General features: G+C 57.9%; 17 protein-coding genes. All 17 read left to right on the top strand.

Translation table 11 applies throughout. From position 1 onward, the window contains the following. Window positions 1-44: 44 nt before the first annotated feature. A complete protein-coding gene (locus G4G71_RS04925) occupies window positions 45-1460 on the top strand; it encodes a mannose-1-phosphate guanylyltransferase/mannose-6-phosphate isomerase (protein ID WP_169935784.1) in 1416 nt (471 codons plus the stop codon). Between the two features lie 29 nt (window positions 1461-1489). Continuing rightward, the gene (locus tag G4G71_RS04920) at window positions 1490-2110 is read left to right on the top strand and encodes an acyltransferase (RefSeq protein ID WP_169935782.1); all 621 of its coding nucleotides are present in this window, start codon (window positions 1490-1492) and stop codon (window positions 2108-2110) included. Beyond that, complete coding sequence (locus G4G71_RS04915) at window positions 2094-3350, top strand: glycosyltransferase (RefSeq protein WP_205896258.1); 1257 nt, start codon at window positions 2094-2096, stop codon at window positions 3348-3350. Before G4G71_RS04920 ends, G4G71_RS04915 begins: the two co-directional genes overlap by 17 nt. A 27-nt stretch (window positions 3351-3377) precedes the next feature. Next, window positions 3378-4187, top strand: coding sequence for an ABC transporter permease (locus G4G71_RS04910; protein ID WP_169935780.1), 810 nt, complete (start codon window positions 3378-3380; stop codon window positions 4185-4187). A gap of 106 nt (window positions 4188-4293) precedes the next feature. Further along, window positions 4294-5472 (top strand): ABC transporter ATP-binding protein, encoded by a 1179-nt coding sequence (locus G4G71_RS04905; RefSeq protein WP_240964878.1) that lies wholly within the window; start codon window positions 4294-4296, stop codon window positions 5470-5472. Beyond that, entirely contained in the window at window positions 5469-8939 is a 3471-nt protein-coding gene (locus G4G71_RS04900; RefSeq protein WP_169935776.1) for a polysaccharide pyruvyl transferase family protein, read from the top strand. The genes G4G71_RS04905 and G4G71_RS04900 overlap by 4 nt, the downstream gene beginning before the upstream one ends. 141 nt (window positions 8940-9080) lie before the next feature. Then, a complete protein-coding gene (wecB, locus tag G4G71_RS04895; protein ID WP_240964877.1) occupies window positions 9081-10124 on the top strand; it encodes a non-hydrolyzing UDP-N-acetylglucosamine 2-epimerase in 1044 nt (347 codons plus the stop codon). Next, a complete protein-coding gene (locus tag G4G71_RS04890) occupies window positions 10121-11227 on the top strand; it encodes a glycosyltransferase family protein (protein ID WP_169935772.1) in 1107 nt (368 codons plus the stop codon). The genes wecB and G4G71_RS04890 overlap by 4 nt, the downstream gene beginning before the upstream one ends. 532 nt (window positions 11228-11759) lie before the next feature. Continuing rightward, a complete protein-coding gene (rfbB, locus tag G4G71_RS04885) occupies window positions 11760-12818 on the top strand; it encodes a dTDP-glucose 4,6-dehydratase (RefSeq protein WP_169935770.1) in 1059 nt (352 codons plus the stop codon). Then, window positions 12815-13720, top strand: coding sequence for a dTDP-4-dehydrorhamnose reductase (gene rfbD / locus G4G71_RS04880; RefSeq protein ID WP_169935768.1), 906 nt, complete (start codon window positions 12815-12817; stop codon window positions 13718-13720). Before rfbB ends, rfbD begins: the two co-directional genes overlap by 4 nt. Beyond that, on the top strand, window positions 13717-14598 hold the full coding sequence (rfbA, locus tag G4G71_RS04875; protein WP_169935766.1) for a glucose-1-phosphate thymidylyltransferase RfbA: 882 nt from the start codon (window positions 13717-13719) through the stop codon (window positions 14596-14598). Before rfbD ends, rfbA begins: the two co-directional genes overlap by 4 nt. After that, window positions 14598-15143, top strand: a complete 546-nt coding sequence (rfbC, locus tag G4G71_RS04870; protein WP_169935764.1) for a dTDP-4-dehydrorhamnose 3,5-epimerase — start codon at window positions 14598-14600, stop codon at window positions 15141-15143. Before rfbA ends, rfbC begins: the two co-directional genes overlap by 1 nt. 118 nt (window positions 15144-15261) lie before the next feature. After that, window positions 15262-17076 (top strand): sensor histidine kinase, encoded by a 1815-nt coding sequence (locus tag G4G71_RS04865; RefSeq protein WP_169935762.1) that lies wholly within the window; start codon window positions 15262-15264, stop codon window positions 17074-17076. Then, on the top strand, window positions 17073-18467 hold the full coding sequence (locus tag G4G71_RS04860; protein ID WP_169935760.1) for a sigma-54-dependent transcriptional regulator: 1395 nt from the start codon (window positions 17073-17075) through the stop codon (window positions 18465-18467). Before G4G71_RS04865 ends, G4G71_RS04860 begins: the two co-directional genes overlap by 4 nt. A gap of 586 nt (window positions 18468-19053) precedes the next feature. Next, entirely contained in the window at window positions 19054-20505 is a 1452-nt protein-coding gene (arcD, locus tag G4G71_RS04855; protein WP_169935758.1) for an arginine-ornithine antiporter, read from the top strand. 16 nt (window positions 20506-20521) lie between these two features. After that, a complete protein-coding gene (arcA, locus tag G4G71_RS04850) occupies window positions 20522-21778 on the top strand; it encodes an arginine deiminase (protein ID WP_045215707.1) in 1257 nt (418 codons plus the stop codon). A 125-nt stretch (window positions 21779-21903) separates the two neighbouring features. Then, window positions 21904-22914 carry an ornithine carbamoyltransferase gene (locus G4G71_RS04845; protein WP_169935756.1) on the top strand — a complete coding sequence of 337 codons (1011 nt, stop codon included), beginning with the start codon at window positions 21904-21906 and terminating at the stop codon, window positions 22912-22914. Window positions 22915-22959 lie beyond the last annotated feature (45 nt).

The raw sequence follows: 22959 nt of genomic DNA, 5'->3' as shown, positions 1-22959 counted from the left end.
ACTGGCGAAGTCGCTTTCGGACCACGGCACGAGATCTGAACACAATGCGACTCATTCCTACCATTCTGTGCGGCGGTGCGGGTTCCAGATTGTGGCCCGTATCCCGGGAGCAACACCCCAAGCCATTCATCAAGCTGGCGGACGGCCTGAGCTTGTTGCAGAAGGCATTCAATCGCGCGAGCCGCTTGCCAGATGTGGCAGAGGTTCTGACTGTCACCAACAGGGAGCTGCTCTTCAAGACGAAGGACGAGTATGTCGAACATAATCCGACTCAATTGCCAACCTCCTTCATCCTCGAACCATTCGGTCGCAACACCGCTGGAGCCATTGCCCTGGCCGCCAGGTACGTCGCAGATATCCACGGGGAAGACGCGCAGTTGCTCGTGCTGCCGGCGGACCATCTGATCATCGAGGAGGCAGCATTCACCTTGGCGGTCAATGACGCAGTCCAACTGGCCGCTCAAGGACAGATCGTGACATTCGGTATTGAACCGGAAAGCCCGGAAACCGGTTACGGCTACATTCAGGCAACCGGAAGCAAGGTCGACCGCTTCGTCGAAAAACCCAACAAGGACAAGGCCGAGGAGTATCTGGCTGCAGGTAACTACTACTGGAACTCCGGCATGTTCTGCTTCGCGGCCAAGACGATTCTGCAGGAATTTGCCAGGCATTCCCCAGCCGTTCTCGAATGCGCCAATCTCTGCCTCGACAAGGCCAGCCGAACCGAAGGCAACAATTATCGTCAGATGGAGCTCGATCAAGAAAGCTTCCAGGACATGCCGGAAGATTCCATTGATTACGCGATCATGGAGAAATCCGAGCGAGTTTCTGTCGTGCCCTGTTCCATTGGCTGGAGCGACATCGGCTCCTGGAGCGCGATGAGCGACCTGGTTTCCCCTGATGCAAATGGCAATCGAGTCGAGGGCGAGGTGATCTTGCATGGCAGCAAGGACTGTTATGTCCGCGGCTCGAATCGACTGATCGGTGCGGTTGGCGTCCAGGACCTGATCATCGTTGATACCAACGACGCCCTTCTCATCGCAGACCGGCGCCACGCCCAATCCGTCAAGGAAATCTATAACCAGCTCAAACGTAGTGGCCATGAGGCTCACAAGCTGCACAGCACAGTTGCGCGCCCCTGGGGCACCTACACCGTTCTGGAGCAGGGCAATGACTTCAAGATCAAGCGCATCGTAGTTAAACCCAAGGCCAGTCTGAGCCTTCAGATGCACCATCACCGCAGCGAGCACTGGATCGTCGTCAGCGGAATGGCGAAGGTCGTGAATGGTGACAAAGAGCTACTCGTGAACACTAACGAATCCACCTTCATCCCTGCCGGCCACAGACACAGACTGGAGAATCCAGGACTGATCGACTTGGTCATGATCGAAGTCCAGAGCGGTCAGTATCTGGGCGAAGATGACATTGTTCGTTTCGAAGATATTTACGGTCGAGCCTGAAGGCCGCGCATAGATATAAGGGAAACCACATGTCAGCACGACTCAAGACTTGGCTAAAGCGCTTTTTGGTTCAGCGCTCCGGTTACTACGCGCTAGCCGCCGCCAAGTACTACATTGGCAATAATTGGATAGCTCGCTTCCCAAATGAGCGGCTGCGAAATGCTTATTATCGGCGAATCATGGGAATCAAGGTCGGTAATGATACGCACCTTAGCATGCGCCTCTTCTTTACCGGTTATCACAGCCGATGCCAGGTCAGCATAGGCGACAACTGCGTTATCAATCGTGAAATATATATTGATGGCCGCACGGGTGTGGAAATTGGAAACAACGTGAACGTTTCTTTCCAAGCATGCTTGCTAAGTCTTCATCATGACCATAACTCTCCTGGTTTTGCCGCAATTGGCGCCCCGGTGATCATCAAGGACCACGCTTGGATCGGCGCGCGGGCCATCCTGCTGCCTGGCGTTACCGTGGGAGAAGGCGCAGTGGTAGCCGCCGGAGCGGTGGTAACCCGCCCTGTCCCTGACTACACCGTGGTCGGCGGTGTACCCGCCAAAATAATTGGTGAGCGGAATCGCGATCTGACTTACAAGACAAAGTTCTCGCCCTACTTTGACACCGATATATTTGATGAATCACATGATTAAGACCAGCAAGAAGAATCTTCTCATCATCACGTTGTCTCCGCCGCTCCCAGCGAACTCGGGTGCTCCTATCTATGTGACCAACACGCTTCTTCCGCTGGCGGATCAATACAATCTGCACCTTTATACAATTGGCGGAGAGGCGGAAGTCGCTCATATCGAGAAGCACCGCAAGGAATACGACAAGTATTTCTCCAGCGTGCATGTGGAACCCCGTGCGCAAATGCCGTCACAGAAAACAACGGGCGGGCGAATTCTGCATACGTTGGAGCATATGGTCCACGGCCTGCCCTTCATGGATGCAAGCTATTACAGCAGGGCGGCAGTCCAGAGTGCACGACGCATTGTCAGGGAACACAAAATAGATGCCATGGAAATACACTCCAGCCATCTGGCGTTCTTCAAGAAGTTCTTGCCGAAGACTCCCGCACTACTGGTAAGCCATAATATAGAGTCAGATATCTTTCCCTTCTGGGTACCGCAGAATCTGTCCGGCTGGAAAAAATCCGCTGTGGAACTAGCAGCCAAGGTCAGTCGACGTAATGCCCACGATGTCGAGTGCGAGAACAAATGGCACTTCGAGGCCATGACCTTCATTTCAAACAATGATATGGGCAGGGTCACCGCGCCAGTGGAGAAGCACTACATTCCGCTCTGCCTGCCAATCAAGGAAGTCGACTACACCCTACGGCCAGCCAGCCCTGTCAACCTGCTGTGGATGGGGGGCTTCTGGTGGTACCCCAACGCCGAAGGCGCTTTGTGGTTCGTCAGGGAAATCCTGCCTTTGGTTCGCCACAAGCTGCAGCAGCATAATATCCAGATTCATTTCCTTGGCGCGGCTCCGCCAGATGAGCTCAAGGCCGCCGATGACGGAAAACACGTACATGTGCATGGTTTCGTTGAATCGCTGGATGATGTGCTTGCAAGCACCCATCTCCTCTTCGTTCCCCTGCTTTCCGGGGGCGGCGTGCGAGTAAAGATCCTCGAAGCCATGAGCAATGGAATTCCAGTCATCAGCACCAGCAAAGGGTGTGAAGGTTTGGGGGCCACCGACGGCGAGAACATCGTCATTCGTGACACCCCAGAAGCGTTTGCAGCAAGCCTGATCGAACTCGCCCTGGACCAGGCTCTGAGAAGTCGCCTTTCTGTCTCATGCAGGAAGCTGTTGGATGAAAAGTACAACCTGCAGCATTGCATAGATATCAAGGCCACCTTGTACAAGAAGATTACAACCTCGCGATGAGGTACAAGAGACGCAGGCACACGCACTATGATTAGGACATTGATTTTCGGGATCCAGAGTTTCCGAAAGAACCATGAACTGATATGGCAACTTTCTCGGCGAGAAATCAGCCTGCGCTACAGTGGGTCATTTCTTGGAATCATCTGGTCGTTCATCAACCCGCTTGCCATGCTGATGGTCTACAGCTTTGTCTTTGGCACCGTGTTCAAGGCGCGCTGGGGCGCAGTTGCCACCGACAGCCACAACTACACGGTATTGCTGTTTGTCGGGATGCTGTTCCACGGGCTGTTCGCCGAGTGCCTGGCCAAGTCCACCACTCTGATCGTTGGCAACAGCAACTATGTCAAGAAGGTCATCTTCCCGCTGGACATCTTGCCATGGACTGTCATTGGCGCCGCGTTATTCCATTTTCTCACTGGATTGATCGTGTTAAGCGGACTCCAGCTTTTTCTCACTCACGAATTGAACTGGACCGTCGTTTACCTACCAATGATCCTGATCCCGTTCATCTTGTTCCTAGTAGGGCTTTCATGGCTCGTTTCCGCATTGGGCGTGTATTTCCGGGACATAAACCAAGTGGTGGGTATGGTCACGGCGATCATGATGTTCCTGTCGCCTGTGTTCTACTCAATCGAGTCCATACCCGAGAAATTCAGGCCTTACATGCTCGCTAACCCCTTGACCCTGGTCATTGAGCAAGGGCGACAGCTCCTCATCTACGGATCCGCGCCCACGCTTGAAGCCACTCTGACCATCAGCGCTATCGGTCTGCTCAGCGCCCTGCTGGGGCTCTGGTTCTTCAACAAGACCCGCAGAGGGTTCAGCGATGTCCTCTAAGACGCTGATTGAAGTTCAAAACCTCTCCAAGTGCTTTCATATCTATGAAAGACCAGCCCACCGTTTCCTCCAGTTCGTAGTCCCGCGCCTGCAAAGAGTCATCGGCATGAAGCCGCGCGCCTATTCGCACGAGTTCTGGGCACTCAAGGATGTGTCATTTCGGATAGAACGGGGTGAAACCGTCGGCATCATCGGCCGTAATGGCTCCGGAAAGTCCACACTCCTCCAAATAATCTGTGGGACTTTGAACCCGACCGGTGGCACGGCCGCCACCAATGGAAGAATTGCTGCACTGCTCGAACTGGGCGCCGGGTTCAATCCAGAATTCACCGGGAGAGACAACGTCTTCCTTGCGGGAAGCATTGCGGGTATTTCCCAGGAAGACATGCGCAAGCGATTCGCAGACATCGAGGCCTTTGCAGATATTGGCGAATTCATCGATCAGCCGGTCAAAACCTACTCTTCCGGCATGTTCGTACGACTTGCCTTCTCAACCGCAATCCATACCTCTCCAGAGTTGCTTGTCGTCGACGAAGCGCTGGCCGTGGGTGACACGGCCTTCCAGACAAAATGCCTGACCCGTATCCGCGAACTCCAGAAAGGTGGCACGACAATCCTACTGGTCACTCACTCCACCAACACACTGATCGAGTACTGCGACCGCGCCATCTACCTCAAGCGGGGCGCCTTGATTGAGGACGGCCAGTGCCGGGAGGTCGTCAAACGTTACGCCAATGATCTGGTCGAGGAAGAAGGAGGGATTGCAGTCACCTCCCCTGCTGAAGAGGCGGTATCTGACGATTCGGCCATCGGCCTCCAGGAACAGTCAGAGACTTCAGCGCGCCTGAGTATCCTCAACGTTGCCGTCACGGACGCTTCCGGAAACCAGCGAAATGTATTCGCCTACGACGAAGAGTTCCTCGTTCTGGTCAACATCCAGAATACCTCTCCGATCGGGTTGCCCTGTTTTGGAATGCAGATCAAAAGCACCGATGACATTGTTCTTTGGAGTGCGACGACCCAGCAACTCGGCGTCAACTCCCCCCCCCTCGAAGTAGGATTACACCAGCTGGTCTGGCGTTGCAGAGCGGCCTTTTCCGGCAATCGCTATGTGCTCGCCATTGGCGCAGGCGATGTCGATAGCGGCGAATATAAGCGCCATGCCCGTCTCGCGTATGCCGGTCATATAGATGTATTGCCGCAGGAACATGGCGGATCTGGCTGGCTGGCTCCTTGTCCGGTCGTAACCATGTCGCAAGCCCCAGCTCAGGAGTTAACGTCATGAACCGCAAGCCCAAAGTTGTCCTGTGTGGCTGGTACGGTGCCAGCAACGTCGGAGATGAATTGCTGCTTGGAGCCATTGTCGACTGGATCAAGGAGCTTGGCGGCGAACCGACCATCATCAGCCTCAACCCTGCTCATACGGAACAGGTCTATGGCCAGCCTGCCGTGGACTTTCACAATCTGGGAGAAATCGGCCAGGCGCTGGCCGAGAGCGATGCCTTCATCATGGGCGGCGGCGGCATCTTCCAGGAACATCACCCGTTCAATGCGTGCGCGCTTTACGACCCACTGATGTCGGACATAGCCCAGTACGCGCGGCCGTTCTACATGGCCAGACAGTTCGGGCTGAAGACCATGATCCTCGCACATGGCGTCGGCCCACTGCGCAGCGCGCAGGCCCAGGCAATTGCTCGTGATGTATTCTCCACTGCAGACGTCGTGACCATTCGAGACGATCAGAGCGCCGAGCTGCTCCGACATATAGGCATCACTCGCCCGATCGTCACGGCACCGGACCCGGGCTGGTACGCGGCCAGCCAGGTCATACGAAAGCTGGCGCTGACCGATATTGAAGACTCCCCGAAGAAGACACTGGGTCTGATCATCAGGGAATGGCCCAAGGATGCGGGCTGGAGCGAAAAGCTGGTGGATGCCATCAACGCCGAACTTCCCGAGAATTGGCGGTGCGTATGGTTTGCCTTCCAGCATGCTCTGGATGAACAACGGGCTGAATCGGACCGCCCCTATCTGGAACAGCTATCCGACGCCCTCGTCGATCGAATCGAAGACCTGGTCGTCGATTGCATCGATGTAAGCGCGATGGCCACCGAACTAGCCCATTGCGACGCGTTGGTCTCGATGCGCCTGCATGGCAGCATCCTTGCCATTGCGCTGGGCAAGCCATGCGGCTTCCTTGAGTACGACGACAAGATGATCAGGGCGCACGAAATGGCAGGTGTTCCGCAGAGCCTGCGCCTGTCGCTCGCAGCACCATCCACTCGCTTCAACGAACTGATCAGCGCCTTGACACAAACTAGCGAGCAAACGCCAGCGTGGACGATTACGCCTTCCACACATGAATCGCTCAGGCGGGCAGCAATGGCGCACAAGGCCGAACTGGCCGCCCTGCTGGAAAGCCTGAAGACCGAGGAGAGAAGCTTCAGCTGGGAGGCCAAGGAAGGATTTGACTGGCTGAACACTTGGATGCAGCACCTGATCTGGCAGAACAGAGATATCAGGCGAGCCAAGGACCGTGCCCACGCCCTGCTGCGCTACAGGGACTCAGAACTTCAGCAAAGTTCGGCTCGGGTGGACGCTCTGCAGAGAGGCACCGAAGACCTCAACAAGCAGCTTGAAAGTGCGCGGCAAGAGACAAATCAACTTCGGCAAACTATCGACCAGCAACAAGTCAGGATAAACGACATTGACGCCGATAATAGCGCGAAGTCCACTTACATCCTTGAAAAAGAAATACATGTGGCAATGCTGGAACAGGTTATTCAGAAAAACAGCAGAACCTTAGGAAGCAAGGTAGCAGGAGCCTATAAAGTGCTGACACCTAAAGTGAAACGTGCAATTTACCTCCTGCAGAATGGCGGCCCTGCGGCTTTGCTTTCCGCGGTCAAGCGCCGTCGCCAGATAAGATCTGCACTTAATGAAAAGCCCCTTATTGCAATTCCGGCCAGCCCGGAAAACATTGCCGATGCCTACTTCCAGGCGTCCTCGCAGCTTCGTGAGGAAGAGCTGGTAATATTCGCAAACCAGAATTTCTCGGCGCTAGGCGAACAACATCGCGGAGCGCAGCTCGCAAGAGCCGCTCTGGCAGCAGGACACCGTGTCATTTACATCTCTCCGGCGGTAGATCCGGAGCCACGCCATCTGCCGGGAATGTTGAGCCTTGCCCTTCCAGAACTGACCAAGGGCGAACTCTTCAAGAATCTTTCTGAACATTCGCTGCTTGTCTATCTAAGCAGCAATGCGGATGTGATTCCCTTCGCAAAGTACGCCAAGGACCGCGGCCTGAACACAGTTTTCGATACGTTCTACTGTGAGCTTCTTTCCAGCAATCCTCAGGATGCTGCGCCACAGAAGCTGGCAGAGCTAGCCGATCGAGTCTGTGTTTCCGGGCAAACGTCGGGGTGTCATTTCGACGCAACTCACGCGAAGAAAATATTCACGGTCCCCCAGGCTGCGAGCCATACCTACTTCGATATCTACAAAGAGTATCAACTCCCGTTCGAATGGCAGGAGGATAACCGTGAAAAAGGACTTTTACTTATCACGGAGGGTACTGACCATTGGGTGGACTGGAACTATCTCAAGCTGCTTGCGGAAGAGAATCAACACCTCGCCATTCATATCCTTGGAATGGATACTATTCCGGAGATGCCGGGAAACGTCTGTCTGTTGCCGACCCAACGTCTCGAGCAGGCAAGTCTTTATGTCGCGCACGCAGATTTCATTGTGGCGCCCATCAGCGACACCGCTGGAGCCAGCGAATTCGCAGTGAGCAGTATCTTGCCAGGCCTATTCCTGCGCAAACCCGTGGTATGCAACAAAGAAATGCGCGTGGGCAAGCTATTCCACCTGCCAACGCCGACCGCATTGGATCTCGATCAGATCCGCTCCTCTGCACCCGCCAACAATGATCTACTCGTTGCCGAGAACTCTTGGCTGGGTCGCCTGGAGCAACTGATCCCGGCGCTTCCACGCCAGGATGTGAGCGTGATCATTCTGATCCACAACAACGCCAAAATCATTGGGCGTTGCCTGCAGACTTTGCTGCTGCACTGCTCCCCGTATATCCGCGAGGTGATTGTCGTCGACAACGCCAGCAGTGACGACGGCGCAAGTATTGTCGAGCGTGAGTTCCCCGGCGTTAAGCTCGTACGAAACCCGGAAAACGGCTGCTCTTCGGGCCGGAATCTCGGCGTTGAGCACGCAACGGGGAAATACATCGCTTTCTTCGACAGCGACCAGTGGTTCACCGGCTCTTCTGGTTTCGCCGAGGCCCTGGCAATCCTCGAGGACAATGCGAACGTCGGCGTCATAGGCTGGAATGCGGGATGGTTCGATGCAACGCGTACCGACCTTGGGGGAATGATTGCGGACTATTGCCCCAATCGCGCCATGAACGCGCAAGCAACCCAAGACGGCTATCGTTCAGATATCGGCTTCTTGGGGACAAGCGGCTTCTTCATGCGTCGAGAGACTTTCGATGCCATCGAAGGATTCGACACTTACTATGACCCTACCTGTTTCGAAGATACCGATCTGTGCTTCCAGATCCGGGCGCTCGAAATGGAAGTGTCGTTCCGAGACCTGTCCGGTATTCGTCATCAACCGCATCAGACGACCGGAGCAGACAGTGGCAGCGAGCGCTACAAGAAACTGTTCCTGCGCAACTCCAATTATTTCAAGGAAAAGTGGCGCGCCCACCCCGAGTATTTCCTCGACTACACGCCGTAAGGACAGGTCAAGTCAGCCTGTCACTCCAGTGACAGGCTTCTGGCAATAGTTCACAAAGGGTAATGAAGGCGCTGTTCCCCTATGCAAAGACTCTCGAAGAAAATCATCTGCATCGTTGGTACTCGCCCGGAGGCCATAAAAATGGCCCCCGTCATCCTGGCGCTGCGCGAGCATCCCTGGGCGGACGTCAAGGTTCTGGTAACCGCACAGCATCGAGGCATGCTGGATCAGATACTTCAGGAGTTTTCGATCGTACCTGACTACGATCTCAATGTGATGCAACCCGATCAGTCATTGAGCGCCCTGACAGGAAGACTGCTGATCGATCTGGAAAAGGTTCTTAAGGCCGAGAAGCCGGACGCCGTGCTGGCACAAGGCGATACAACCACCGTGCTTGCATCGGCAATGGCCTGTTTCTATACAGGAATTGCATTCGGTCATATCGAAGCCGGGCTGCGCACGAGCGATCTGCAAAACCCTTTCCCTGAAGAATTCAATCGCGTGATCGTGGGAAAAATGGCGAAATGGCATTTCGCCCCCACCACTCAATCGGCGAAAAACCTGCACGCAGAGGGTATTCCAGTTGACCAGATATACGTCACAGGAAATACCGTCATCGACTCGCTGAAATACATCGCATCACAAGATTTCAGCAATGCGACAACACATCCCCGGAAATCCATCCTGGTGACTGCCCACAGGAGAGAAAACTTCGGGGAGGCTTTCCAAAACATTTGCTCAGCCATTCACACACTTGCCACGCGCAATCCTGACGTGGACATCATATTCCCCGTCCACCCGAACCCGAACGTCAGGCTCATTGCCCATCACCTGCTTTCCGACGTGCCGAACATCGAGCTGAAAGAACCATTGGGATATCGTCACTTCATCCAGGCCATGGTTCAGTGCCATTTCATACTAAGCGACTCGGGCGGGATTCAGGAGGAAGCTCCGTCCCTCGGGAAACCAGTACTGGTACTCAGGGATTCGACAGAGCGTCCGGAAGCGCTGGAGGCTGGCTGCATCCGTTTGGTCGGAAGCGATTCGAGCAAGATTGTCAGAGAGTCTGAACTGTTGCTCAATGACCGTGAGGAATATAAGAAAATGGCGAAGGGAGCCTCGCCCTATGGAGATGGGGATGCGGCTTCGCGCATTATCGGGGTGCTTCAGGAGCATTTCTCTTGAACCGTCTGGTTTACCTGTCGCCAGTTCCCTGGAACAGTTTCTCGCAACGCCCGCACAAGTTTGCCGAATGGTTCCACTCTGCTACCCGGGGTGAAGTGCTTTGGGTAGACCCTTACCCCACCCGTTTCCCAAACCTGGCAGATCTACGGAAACTGTCTGCGCCGCCAGCAGCGCCCTTAGCTACCCCAGTCGAGCCCTGGCTCAAGGTACTTCCGGCTCGAGCACTGCCAATTGAACCCATTCCCGGCTCCAGACTACTCAATAGCCTGTTATGGCGAGACCTGCTGCGGGAAATCAGGGATTTCAGCGCGATTGAAGAGACCACCTTGGGAATAGGAAAGCCTTCCGAGCTGGCGATCCAGCTACTGAAGCATGGCTCGTTTACAAGCACGATATACGATGCCATGGATGATTTCCCGGCTTTCTACTCGGGTATGTCCAAATGGGCGATGCACCACCGCGAATCGATCGTAGCCAACAGGGCGGAGCATCTCCTTGCTTCCTCGACGGTACTAGTCAATCGTTTTGCCAATGCCAGAAAAGCCACGCTGTGCATGAACGCCTGCGCAATCGAGACACTTCCATCGGTTGATAGCCTGCCTGGGCGTCCTGGCGAGCGAATCCTGGGTTACGTCGGAACGATCGGTCCATGGTTTGACTGGGCAATGATCAACAGGCTTGCTATGTGCGCGCAGGTAAAAATCAGATTGATCGGTCCCATGTTCAGCCCTCCCGCAGCCGCTCTGCCACCCAATGTAGAAATGCATCCACAGTGCACCCACGCCGAGGCGATTGCTGCAATGCAGGGATTCGATGTAGGCCTGATTCCATTCAAACAGACCGAGCTAACCGAATCCGTAGATCCGATCAAATACTATGAGTATCGAGCATTAGGCCTGCCTGTTCTGTCTTCCCATTTCGGCGAGATGAGAAACCACGCCCAACAGAGCGGTGTTTTCATACTCCATGAGGGCGATGATGAAGCGACGGTCTCAAGCACCGTCGAAACGGCTCTGGAATACTCCTGCAACTCTGAAGAGATCACGTCGTTCAGGAATCAGCATTCTTGGACCGCTAGATTCAACAGCGCCCGGCTCCTCTAGGTACCTTCACCCCTACGCAAGTCTCAACCATTTCCTGCGCCGAGCCACAAGGAAGTGATCTCTCAGCGATATCCTGCTGTTGAAATCAGCCACCGCCAAGCGCCTTCGTCACCCCTGGAGCTGACGGCCCTCTGGCCGGTGACAATGCTATGCTGTTCGGAGCCACGATCAACGATACTGCCTCGGTGAGTTCCCAAGCTGTCCTGCGGCTCTTCGATTTGTGCGGCGCAGCTCCCACACGTTCGCCTTCAGACTTTGCTCATCGGCGAGTTGGGAATCCAATCATAACGACAGCAATCGGCTCGCCAGCGTTTGAGAAATGTTCGACATGGACGCTTCGCTGTTAGAGCAACGCTCAAAGGATTTACTCTTTCACGCCCCCGACAATCGAATTCACATCCAGGATGCTCGTCGGAGACACCCGTGCGGCTACTTCCAACGCTAGAGTTGGTCACCCATTGGATGTATACCGACAGTTGCCATCGGCGCCCAGGAAGGGTTGCCGCTTCGCTCAAATTGAGGCTGTGATCCCATGACGATTCTGGTAACTGGCAGCGCCGGCTTCATCGGCGCCAACTTCGTACTCGAATGGCTCGCCGCGCAGGACGAGCCGGTAGTCAGCCTGGACAAGCTGACCTACGCAGGCAATCGGGCCAATCTCGCCAACCTCGAAGACAACCCGCTACATACTTTCGTGCATGGAGACATTGGCGACACTCAATTGGTCGCCGGCTTGCTGGAGCACTACCAACCTCGCGCGGTGTTGAATTTTGCTGCCGAATCGCACGTGGATCGCTCCATTCTCGGCCCGGAAGATTTTATCCAGACCAATGTCGTCGGTACTTTCCACCTGCTCGAAGCCGTACGGGCTTACTGGGGAAAAATGACCGAAGCTGAAAAGACAGGCTTCCGCTTTCTGCACGTTTCCACCGATGAAGTTTATGGCTCGCTGGCCCCCAATGCGCCAGCCTTTACCGAGAGCCATCCCTATCAGCCCAATAGTCCGTACTCCGCTTCCAAGGCATCATCCGATCACTTGGTCCGCGCCTACCATCACACCTATGGACTGCCCGTGCTGACCACGAACTGCTCCAATAACTATGGCCCCTATCACTTCCCTGAGAAGCTTATCCCGCTGGTCATTCGCAATGCTCTGAAAGGTGAGCCCCTGCCGATTTATGGTGATGGCCAGCAAATCCGCGACTGGTTGTATGTGAAAGACCATTGCAGCGCCATTCGCTGCGTGCTGGCCGCGGGCACCCCAGGCGAAACCTACAATGTCGGAGGATGGAACGAAAAATCCAATCTGAGCGTCGTGCAGCACATCTGTGACACGCTCGATCGATTCTCACCGCGCAGCGATGGGCTCAGCTATCGCGAGCAGATCAATTTCGTCAAGGATCGCCCCGGCCACGACCGTCGCTATGCAATCGACGCCACGCGACTGGAACGAGAGCTTGGCTGGAGGCCGGCGGAGACCTTCGAAACCGGTATCGTCAAGACCGTCCGCTGGTATCTGGACAACCAGGCCTGGGTCGAGAATGTCGCCAGTGGGGCCTATCGCGAATGGTTGAACAAGCAGTACTCATGAGCAAGATCCTTCTCCTTGGCGCAAACGGCCAGGTCGGCTGGGAGCTACAGCGCGCGCTGGCTCCTCTCGGAATACTGGTTACCTGTGATCGCCAGCGGGGAGACCTCGAGAACCTGGCCGGGCTGCGCGCCCTGCTGGAGGCCGAACGCCCCAAGATCATAGTGAATGCGGCCGCCTACACCGCAGTCGACAAGGCGGAATTCGACTTCGATCGAGCACGCCGGATTAACGCCGAAGCAGTTGAGTTGCTGGCAGGATTCGCCGCCGAACGCGGAGCATGGCTCGTGCATTACTCGACGGACTATGTGTTCGACGGCAGGGGCGACCAGCCATTCACCGAAGATGCGCGCCCCAATCCATTGAACGTTTACGGCCGGACGAAGCTGGAGGGAGAGCAGGCGATCAGTCGTAGTGGCTGCCGACATCTTATCTTGCGTACCAGTTGGGTTTACGCGGCCCGAGGCGCCAACTTCGCCAAGACCATTCTTCGCCTGGCAGCCGAGCGTGATGAGTTACGTGTGATCGCCGATCAGACCGGCGCTCCGACCAGCGCCGAATTGATTGCCGATATTACCGCCCAGATGATCGCCCAACTGCAGCGCCGCCCCGACGCACAAGCGCTCGCCGGTGTCTACCATCTGGTCGCCACCGGTGCAGTCAGTTGGCATGGCTATGCCCAGTTCGTAATCGAACAGGCAACACATCTGGGATTGGCACTACGCAGCCTTCCTGAGCGCGTGGTACCAATAGCAACGGCGGACTATCCGCTGCCTGCCCCTCGCCCGCACAACTCTCGACTCGACACCGCAAAGCTGCAGGAAACCTTTGGTTTGATCCTGCCCGCCTGGGAGGTTCACGTCAAACGAATGCTGGTCGAGCTTGCTGGAGAGAAACTCGCATGAAGCGTAAAGGCATCATCCTCGCCGGTGGCGCAGGAACCCGGCTACATCCGGCCACTCTGTCAATTTCCAAGCAGCTGCTGCCGGTGTATGACAAGCCGATGATCTATTACCCGCTCAGCACCCTGATGCTTGCGGGTATCAGGGAAATTCTCATTATTTCCACGCCTCAGGACATCCCCCGCTTCCAGCAATTGCTAGGCAATGGAAATCAGTGGGGACTCGAACTGCAGTATGCGATCCAATCTTCGCCGGATGGCCTGGCTCAGGCATTTTTGATCGGCGCCCAGTTCCTCGGCGACAGTCTCAGCGCCCTGGTGCTGGGCGACAATATCTACCATGGCCATGACCTTCAGGAACGCCTGACCAGCGCCGTGCAGCAGACCAGCGGCGCCACCGTGTTCGCTTACCATGTGCATGACCCGGAGCGTTATGGCGTCGTCGAATTCGACCTCCACGGGAAAGCCATCAGCCTGGAAGAAAAGCCTGCCCTGCCCAAGTCTCATTACGCCGTCACCGGGCTCTATTTCTACGACCAGAGCGTCATCGAAATCGCCAGAAGTCTGACGCCGTCGGCGCGTGGCGAACTGGAGATTACCGATATCAATCGACGCTACCTGGAGCAGGGAGAGCTGTCGGTGGAAATCATGGGGCGCGGCTTTGCCTGGCTGGACACCGGCACTCACGAGTCGTTGCTGGAAGCCAGCCAGTTCATCGCAACTCTCGAGAACCGGCAGGGCCTAAAGGTCGCCTGCCCGGAAGAGATTGCCTTCAGGCAGGGCTGGATAAGCTCGGAAGAATTGCAACGTCTGGCGGCTCCGCTTTCCAAGAGCGGATACGGCCTGTATCTCCAACATCTTCTCACTCAAACGGTCTACTGATGAAAGCCACTCCACTGCCCATCCCTGATGTCCTGGTGATTGAGCCGCAGGTCTTCGGCGACAGCCGTGGTTTCTTCTTTGAAAGCTTCAACCAAAGGAGCTTCGAGCAGGTAATCTCCCGCCAAATCACATTCGTTCAGGACAATCACTCCCGGTCGGCCAAAGGCGTATTGCGCGGCCTGCACTATCAGATTCAGCAGCCACAGGGAAAGCTGGTGCGCGTGGTACAGGGGGAGGTTTTCGACGTGGCCGTGGACCTGCGTGGTAGCTCACCGACATTCGGTCAGTGGGTCGGGCAGCGACTCTCCGAAGAGAACAAGCTGCAGATGTGGATTCCCGAAGGCTTTGCCCACGGATTCCTCGTACTTAGCGAAAGTGCCGAATTCCTATACAAGACAACGGACTTCTGGGCGCCGGAGCACGAGCGTTGCATCGCTTGGAACGATCCTGCCCTGTCCATCAAATGGCCCCTGGACACGGAACCCGAGCTATCCGCCAAGGACCGCGAAGGATCACGTCTCGAGGATGCGGAACTCTTCGACTGATTCCTGCTTAGCCACTGCCGGGCCCGCACCCGGTATCTGCAACAACACCGAGGATGCTTGATTCGCTCTCAAGCCCCGTTGAGCCATATTCGTTGCTGCGGCAACAGCGAGTTGGAAATTGGTGGATGTCCCCTTGAACCATCACCGCCCTCTTTGGCGCTCCCGAGTACTGCAGGTATGCCTGTTCGCAGTACTTCTCTGGCCACTCCACCACTTCGCCGAACGCTACTACAGCGAACAACTGGCCAAGCAGAACCAGCAGACCCTCGACCTCTACGTCGCCAACCTGCTGGGCACCCTGCGCCGCTACGAGGACCTGCCGCCGATCCTCGGCGAACTGCCGACCCTGCGTGCCGCGCTGCAATCGCCGGAAAGCCTGACAGCACAGAACGCCGCCAACCTGGAGCTACAGCGCATCCGCGGGCGCACCGGGGCCGACGTCATTTACCTGATCCAGGCGGACGGCATGACCCACGCCGCCTCCAACTGGGACCAGGCCGACAGCTTCGTCGGCCGAAACTTTTCATTCCGCCCCTATTACAAAGAAGCGACCCAGGGTCGTCAGGGTAGATTCTTCGGTCTGGGCACGACGTCCAAGCGACGCGGTTACTATTTCGCCAGCGACGTGCGCGACAGCGGAAAGCTGCTCGGTGTGCTGGTGGTGAAAGTCGATCTCGAACACATGGAACAGCTCTGGGGCAACACGCCGGAGCAGTTGCTGGTGATGGACTCCAACGGCGTCGTCATCCTCTCCTCCAGCAACGCGTGGCGCTTCCACACGGGAAAGGAACTGTCGCCGGCCAAGCAGCGCGAGATCGCCGAGAACATTCCCTATCCCGTGCTGCATCCGCTGCCGCTGAAAATCGATCAGCGACGCTGGATCAGCCAGAGCCGCCACCTGCCAGAGACCGGCTGGACCGTCAGTATCTATACCCCCCGCACTCAAGTCGACGCGCCGGTACGCAGCGTTGTTCTGATCGGCGCAGCCACCCTGGTCGCACTTCTGCTGCTGTTGTCGCTGTTGACTATCAGCCGCCGCCATTACCTCGAACGTATTGCTCTGGAGGCACAGGCCAAGCACGAACTGGAACTGCGCGTGCAGGAGCGCACCCAGGAGCTGGAGGGTGCCAACACGCGACTGCAGGAGGAAGTCAGCAACCGCGAGCAGGCCCAGCGCGAGCTGATGCACGCCCAGGATGAAGTGGTGCAAGCCGGCAAGCTCACCGCCCTGGGCACCATGTCCGCCAGTATCAGCCATGAGCTCAACCAGCCGCTGGCGGCGATCCGCAGCTACGCCGACAACGCCCGCGTACTGCTCGACCACGAGCGCTACAGCGACGCTCGTGGCAACCTCGAGCAGATCGGTGAACTGACCGGGCGCATGGCCTCCATCATCGGCCACCTCAAGGCTTATGCCCGCGGCGCCCGCCGGGCTCCGGAGAACGTCGCGTTGCAGCCGGCGATCAACGATGCCCTGGCCCTGGTCGCGCAGCGGCGCCAGGCGATGAACGTCGAGTTGTTGCGAGATCTGCCGGATGCGGCAATCTGGGTACAAGCGGGCGAAACACGGCTCCGACAGATCCTTTCCAACCTGATCTCCAACGCCCTTGATGCCCTTGCGGAGAAAGGCCTGCCGCGGCGAATCTGGCTGACCGCCGAGCAAACGCCGGAGCGCGTCATCGTCTCGCTGCGCGACAACGGCCCCGGCTTTTCGGAACAGGCCCTGGCGCATGCCCGGGAGCCTTTCTTCACCACCAAGACCAGCGCAAAGGGTCTCGGCCTGGGACTGGCCATCTGCGACACCTTATTACGCACTCTCGGCGGCCGCCTGGAACTTGGGAATCACCCGGAGGGCGGCGCTCTCGTACAATTGCATCTGTTGCCGGGCGTTCCCGGTGTGACCCTGACGCCGCAAGAGGAAACCCGCGCATGAGTTCGGCCGAGCCTTTCGATCCCACGACCCAGGTTTTGCTGGTCGATGACGATCCGCATTTGCGACAGGCGCTCTGCCAGACACTCGACCTCGCTGGCTTCAAGGTAGTGGCGCTGGGCGATGCGCGGCAGATCGATCCACTGCAGGCACGCGACTGGCCGGGGGTGATCGTCAGCGATATCCGCATGCCGGGAATCGATGGCCTGCAATTGCTCGAACAGCTGCACGCGCAGGATTCCGAGCTGCCGGTGATCCTGGTGACAGGCCACGGTGACGTGCCGCTCGCGGTGAAGGCTATGCGTTCGGGCGCCTACGACTTCCTGGAAAAACCCTTCCCCAGCGATGCCCTGCTGGACAGCGTGCGCCGCGCGTTGGACGTGCGCCGTCTGGTGCTGGAGAACCGCAGCCTGCGCCTGGCGCTGTCGGAGCAGAAGGAGGTCCGAGGCCGCCTCGTGGGCCACTCCGCGCCGATGCAACGCCTGCAACAGCAGGTCGCCTCACTGGCGGCAATCCAGGCTGATGTTCTGGTGCTGGGCGAAACCGGCTCGGGCAAGGAAGTGGTGGCGCGTGCCCTCCATGAACTGTCGAATCGCCGCAATGGTCCCTTTGTCGCCATCAACGCCGGCGCGCTGGCCGAATCGGTAGTGGAAAGCGAACTGTTCGGCCATGAGCAGGGTGCCTTCACCGGCGCGCAGAAACGCCGCATCGGCAAATTCGAGTTCGCCAACGGTGGCACGTTGTTTCTCGACGAGATCGAGAGCATGAGCCTGGACGTGCAGGTCAAGCTGCTGCGCCTCTTGCAGGAGCGTACTGTCGAACGCCTGGGCTCCAACCAGCTCATCCCGCTGGATATCCGCATCATCGCGGCAACCAAAGAGGACCTTCGCCTGGCCTCGGACGAAGGCCGCTTTCGCGCCGACCTCTATTACCGCCTCAATGTTGCCAGCCTGCGCATTCCACCGCTGCGCGAGCGCGGCGACGACATCCTGCTGCTGTTCCAACACTTCGCCGAGCGCGCTGCAGAACGCCATGGCCTGAGCACAAGGCCGCTGGACTCGGCCCAGAGGGCGCAGCTACTGGCCCATGGCTGGCCGGGCAATGTCCGCGAACTACAGAACGCGGCGGAGCGCTTTGCACTCGGGCTGGATCTGGGTCTGGACGAGAGCCGCGACCAGTCCGTGTCGGCGATCCATGGCAGCGGGTTGAACGAACAGGTCGAATCCTTCGAGCGCTCCTTGATCGCCGCTGAAATAAGCCGCCCGCACAACTCCCTGCGCAGCCTTGCCGAGGCGCTGGGAATACCCCGCAAGACACTGCACGACAAGTTGCGCAAACACGGGCTGCTTTTCTCAGGCAGTGGCGGAATTTCCGCCGACGACACCGAAGCCTGAGCAAGAATCCGCCGATAGCACCTTCTGCGACCAAGGGCGAACAGCGCTGCAGAGCGCTCTGACGTAGTCTTTGGTCCTGGCACACACCTTGCTCTGCGACATGGGTGCGATTGCCTCTGTGCATCACATCTCGCGGCGTGCTCGCCACGCCGCCCCGCCGGGCCACGAACCCGGTGGTGTCCTTCGGGCTTCTTGCCATCTCGCGCCTTCAACTCGACAGGCGCATCGCCGGGTGCAGTGATCCTGCCCCGGCCAATTCCCTCCTACCGCATCATCGCTCAGGGTTTTCCTACACAGCGGTCCCGAACCTGCTCGTACCTGAAAATCAAGCGCCACCGCGCGTCCTGCGCGGATCTGCAAATTCAGCTGCCATTCTGCGGTCATGAAACCGCGGTCAAATCTTCACGAAATCCCCTCTAAATCGGGCGCTAATGCAAAACCTCTCCTATGGTTTATCCGGGGTGGGCAGAGCAGGAAGTACTGCCCGATACATTGGATAGCAAGCTATTGACCTGAATCAGGGGCGCCCCCCGGTGACAGGCGCCTAATAGCGTCACTCTCCAACTTCCTATAGGGAGATTCTTAAATGTCGCAAGAAAGCAGCCAAAAACTACGACTCGGCGCGCTGACAGCCCTGGTCGTAGGATCCATGATCGGCGGGGGCATTTTCTCCCTTCCGCAAAACATGGCGGCCAGTGCGGACGTCGGCGCCATCCTCATCGGCTGGGCCATCACCGCGGTCGGCATGTTGACCCTGGCTTTCGTCTTCCAGACGCTGGCCAACCGCAAACCGCAGCTCGACGGTGGTGTGTACGCCTACGCCAAGGCCGGTTTCGGTGACTACATGGGCTTCTCCTCGGCCTGGGGTTACTGGATCAGCGCCTGGCTCGGCAACGTTGGTTACTTCCTCCTGCTGTTCAGCACCCTGGGCTACTTCTTCCCGATCTTCGGCAAGGGCGACACCGTCGCTGCGATCATCTGCGCGTCGATCCTCTTGTGGGCCCTGCACTTCCTGGTGCTGCGCGGGATCAAGGAAGCGGCGTTCATCAACACCATCACCACGGTGGCGAAGATCGTCCCGCTGTTCCTGTTCATCCTGATCTGCCTGTTCGCCTTCAAGCTGGACATCTTTACCGCCGACATCTGGGGCAAGAGCAATCCGGACCTGGGCAGCGTGATGAACCAGGTGCGCAACATGATGCTGGTCACCGTCTGGGTGTTCATCGGCATCGAAGGCGCGAGCATCTTCTCCTCCCGTGCGGAAAAACGTTCGGACGTCGGTAAAGCCACCGTGATCGGCTTCATCACCGTCCTGCTGCTGCTGGTACTGGTGAACGTGCTGTCCATGGGCGTGATGACCCAGCCGGAACTGGCCAAGCTGCAGAACCCGTCGATGGCGCTGGTCCTCGAGCACGTGGTCGGTCACTGGGGTGCCGTCCTGATCAGCGTCGGTCTGCTGATCTCCCTGCTGGGTGCCCTGCTGTCCTGGGTACTGCTGTGCGCCGAGATCATGTTCGCCGCCGCCAAGGACCACACCATGCCGGAGTTCCTCCGCAAGGAGAACGCCAACCAGGTGCCGGCCAACGCCCTCTGGCTGACCAACATCTGCGTGCAGGTCTTCCTGGTCATCGTGTTCTTCACCTCGGGCAGCTCCGACGGTGGCATGGACCCGTACACCAAGATGCTGCTGCTGGCCACCTCGATGATCCTGATCCCGTACTTCTGGTCCGCAGCCTACGGTCTGCTGCTGGCGGTCAAGGGTGAAACCTACGAGACCGACTCGGCAGACCGCACCAAGGACCTGATCATCGCCGGTATCTCGGTCATCTACGCCATCTGGCTGATCTACGCCGGTGGCCTGAAGTACCTGCTGCTGTCGGCGCTGCTGTACGCGCCGGGGGTAATCCTCTTCGCTAAAGCGAAACGTGAAGTGGGCCAACCCATCTTCACCAATATCGAGAAGCTGATCTTCGCTGGCGTTGTCATCGGCGCCCTGATAGCGGCGTACGGCCTCTACGACGGCTTCCTCACTCTGTAACTCCTGGAGACATCTCATGAGCACGGAAAAAACCAAACTTGGCGTCCATTCTGAAGCTGGCAAACTACGCAAAGTAATGGTCTGCTCGCCCGGACTCGCCCATCAACGCCTGACCCCGAGCAACTGCGACGAGTTGCTGTTCGACGACGTTATCTGGGTGAACCAGGCGAAGCGCGACCACTTCGACTTCGTCACCAAGATGCGCGAGCGTGGCATCGACGTCCTCGAAATGCACAACCTGCTGACAGAGACCGTCCAGAACCCCGAGGCCCTCAAGTGGATCCTCGATCGCAAGATCACCAATGACAGCGTCGGCGTCGGCCTGACTCAGGAACTGCGCGGCTGGCTCGAAAGCCTGGAGCCCCGCAAGCTGGCGGAATTCCTCATCGGCGGCGTGGCCTCCGATGACATCCCGGAAAGCGAAGGCGCCAAGGCGCTGAAGATGTACCGCGATTACCTCGGCCACTCCAGCTTCCTGCTGCCGCCGCTGCCCAACACCCAGTTCACCCGTGACACCACTTGCTGGATCTACGGCGGTGTGACCCTGAACCCGATGTACTGGCCGGCGCGACGTCAGGAAACCCTGCTGACTACCGCGATCTACAAGTTCCACCCGGAATTCACCAACGCCGAATTCGAAGTCTGGTACGGCGATCCGGACAAGGACCACGGCATGTCCACCCTCGAAGGCGGCGACGTCATGCCCATCGGCAACGGTGTCGTCCTGATCGGTATGGGTGAGCGTTCTTCCCGCCAGGCCATCGGCCAGGTTGCCCAGGCACTGTTCGCCAAAGGCGCAGCGGAGAAAGTCATTGTTGCCGGCCTGCCCAAGTCCCGCGCCGCGATGCACCTGGACACCGTCTTCACCTTCTGCGACCGCGACCTGGTCACCGTCTTCCCGGAAGTGGTGAAAGAGATCGTTGCCTTCACCCTGCGTCCGGACGAGAAGAGCCCCTACGGCATCAACGTCCAGCGCGAAGACAAGGACTTCATGACCGTCGTCGCCGAATCCCTTGGCCTGAAGAAACTGCGCGTCGTCGAAACCGGCGGCAACAGCTTCGCCGCCGAGCGCGAACAGTGGGACGACGGCAACAACGTGGTCTGCCTGGAGCCGGGCGTGGTGGTCGGTTATGACCGCAACACCTACACCAACACCCTGCTGCGCAAGGCCGGTGTGGAAGTCATCACCATCAGCGCCGGCGAACTGGGCCGGGGCCGTGGCGGCGGTCACTGCATGACCTGCCCGATCATCCGCGACCCGATCGACTATTAAGAAACGCGACTACAACCAACAGAGCGCAACGATCTGAAAAGGCGGCCCTAGCCGGGGCCGCCTGCCCCGCCAGCCACGAGCTGTACTGACGAGGCCTAGCTTTCCATCCCACAAGGAGAACGAACATGGCTTTCAATATGCACAACCGCAACCTGCTCAGCCTGATGCACCACAGCACTCGCGAGTTGCGCTATCTGCTCGACCTGTCCCGCGACCTGAAACGCGCCAAGTACACCGGTACCGAGCAACAGCACCTGAAAGGCAACAACATTGCGCTGATCTTCGAGAAGACCTCGACTCGCACCCGTTGCGCCTTCGAAGTCGCCGCCTATGACCAGGGCGCCAACGTCACCTACATCGACCCGAACTCCTCGCAGATCGGCCACAAGGAGTCGATGAAGGACACCGCCCGCGTACTGGGCCGCATGTACGACGCCATCGAATACCGTGGCTTCAAGCAGGAAATCGTCGAGGAACTCGCCAAGTACGCCGGCGTACCGGTGTTCAACGGCCTCACCGACGAGTACCACCCGACCCAGATGCTGGCCGACGTGCTGACCATGCGTGAGCACAGCGACAAGCCGCTGCACGACATCAGCTACGCCTACCTGGGCGACGCCCGCAACAACATGGGTAACTCCCTGCTGCTGATCGGCGCCAAGCTCGGCATGGACGTGCGTATCGCCGCTCCGAAAGAACTGTGGCCGACCGACGAGCACGTTGCCGCCTGCAAGAAATTCGCGGAAGAAAGCGGTGCGAAAATCACCATCACCGAAGACCCGAAAGTGGCAGTCAAAGGCGTGGACTTCATCCACACCGACGTCTGGGTTTCCATGGGTGAGCCGGTGGAAGCCTGGGGCGAACGCATTAACGAGCTGCTGCCGTACCAGGTCAACATGGACATGATGAAAGCTGCCGGCAACCCGCGCGTGAAATTCATGCACTGCCTGCCCGCCTTCCACAACAGCGAGACCAAGGTCGGCAAGGAAATCGCCGCCAAGTACCCGAACCTGAAGAACGGCATCGAAGTGACAGAAGACGTCTTCGAATCCCCGTACAACATTGCCTTCGAGCAAGCGGAAAACCGCATGCACACCATCAAGGCAATCCTCGTATCGACCCTCGCCGACATGTAATGCCGGGCCGCCCCGGGGCCGCGCCCAAGCGCCGGCCCCGGGCGC

This window comes from Pseudomonas multiresinivorans (genome assembly GCF_012971725.1).
GTDB classification, from domain to species: Bacteria; Pseudomonadota; Gammaproteobacteria; order Pseudomonadales; family Pseudomonadaceae; genus Pseudomonas; species Pseudomonas multiresinivorans.
The sequence above is the reverse complement of the archived record's forward strand: the minus strand, read 5'-3'. Positions and strand labels throughout refer to the sequence as shown.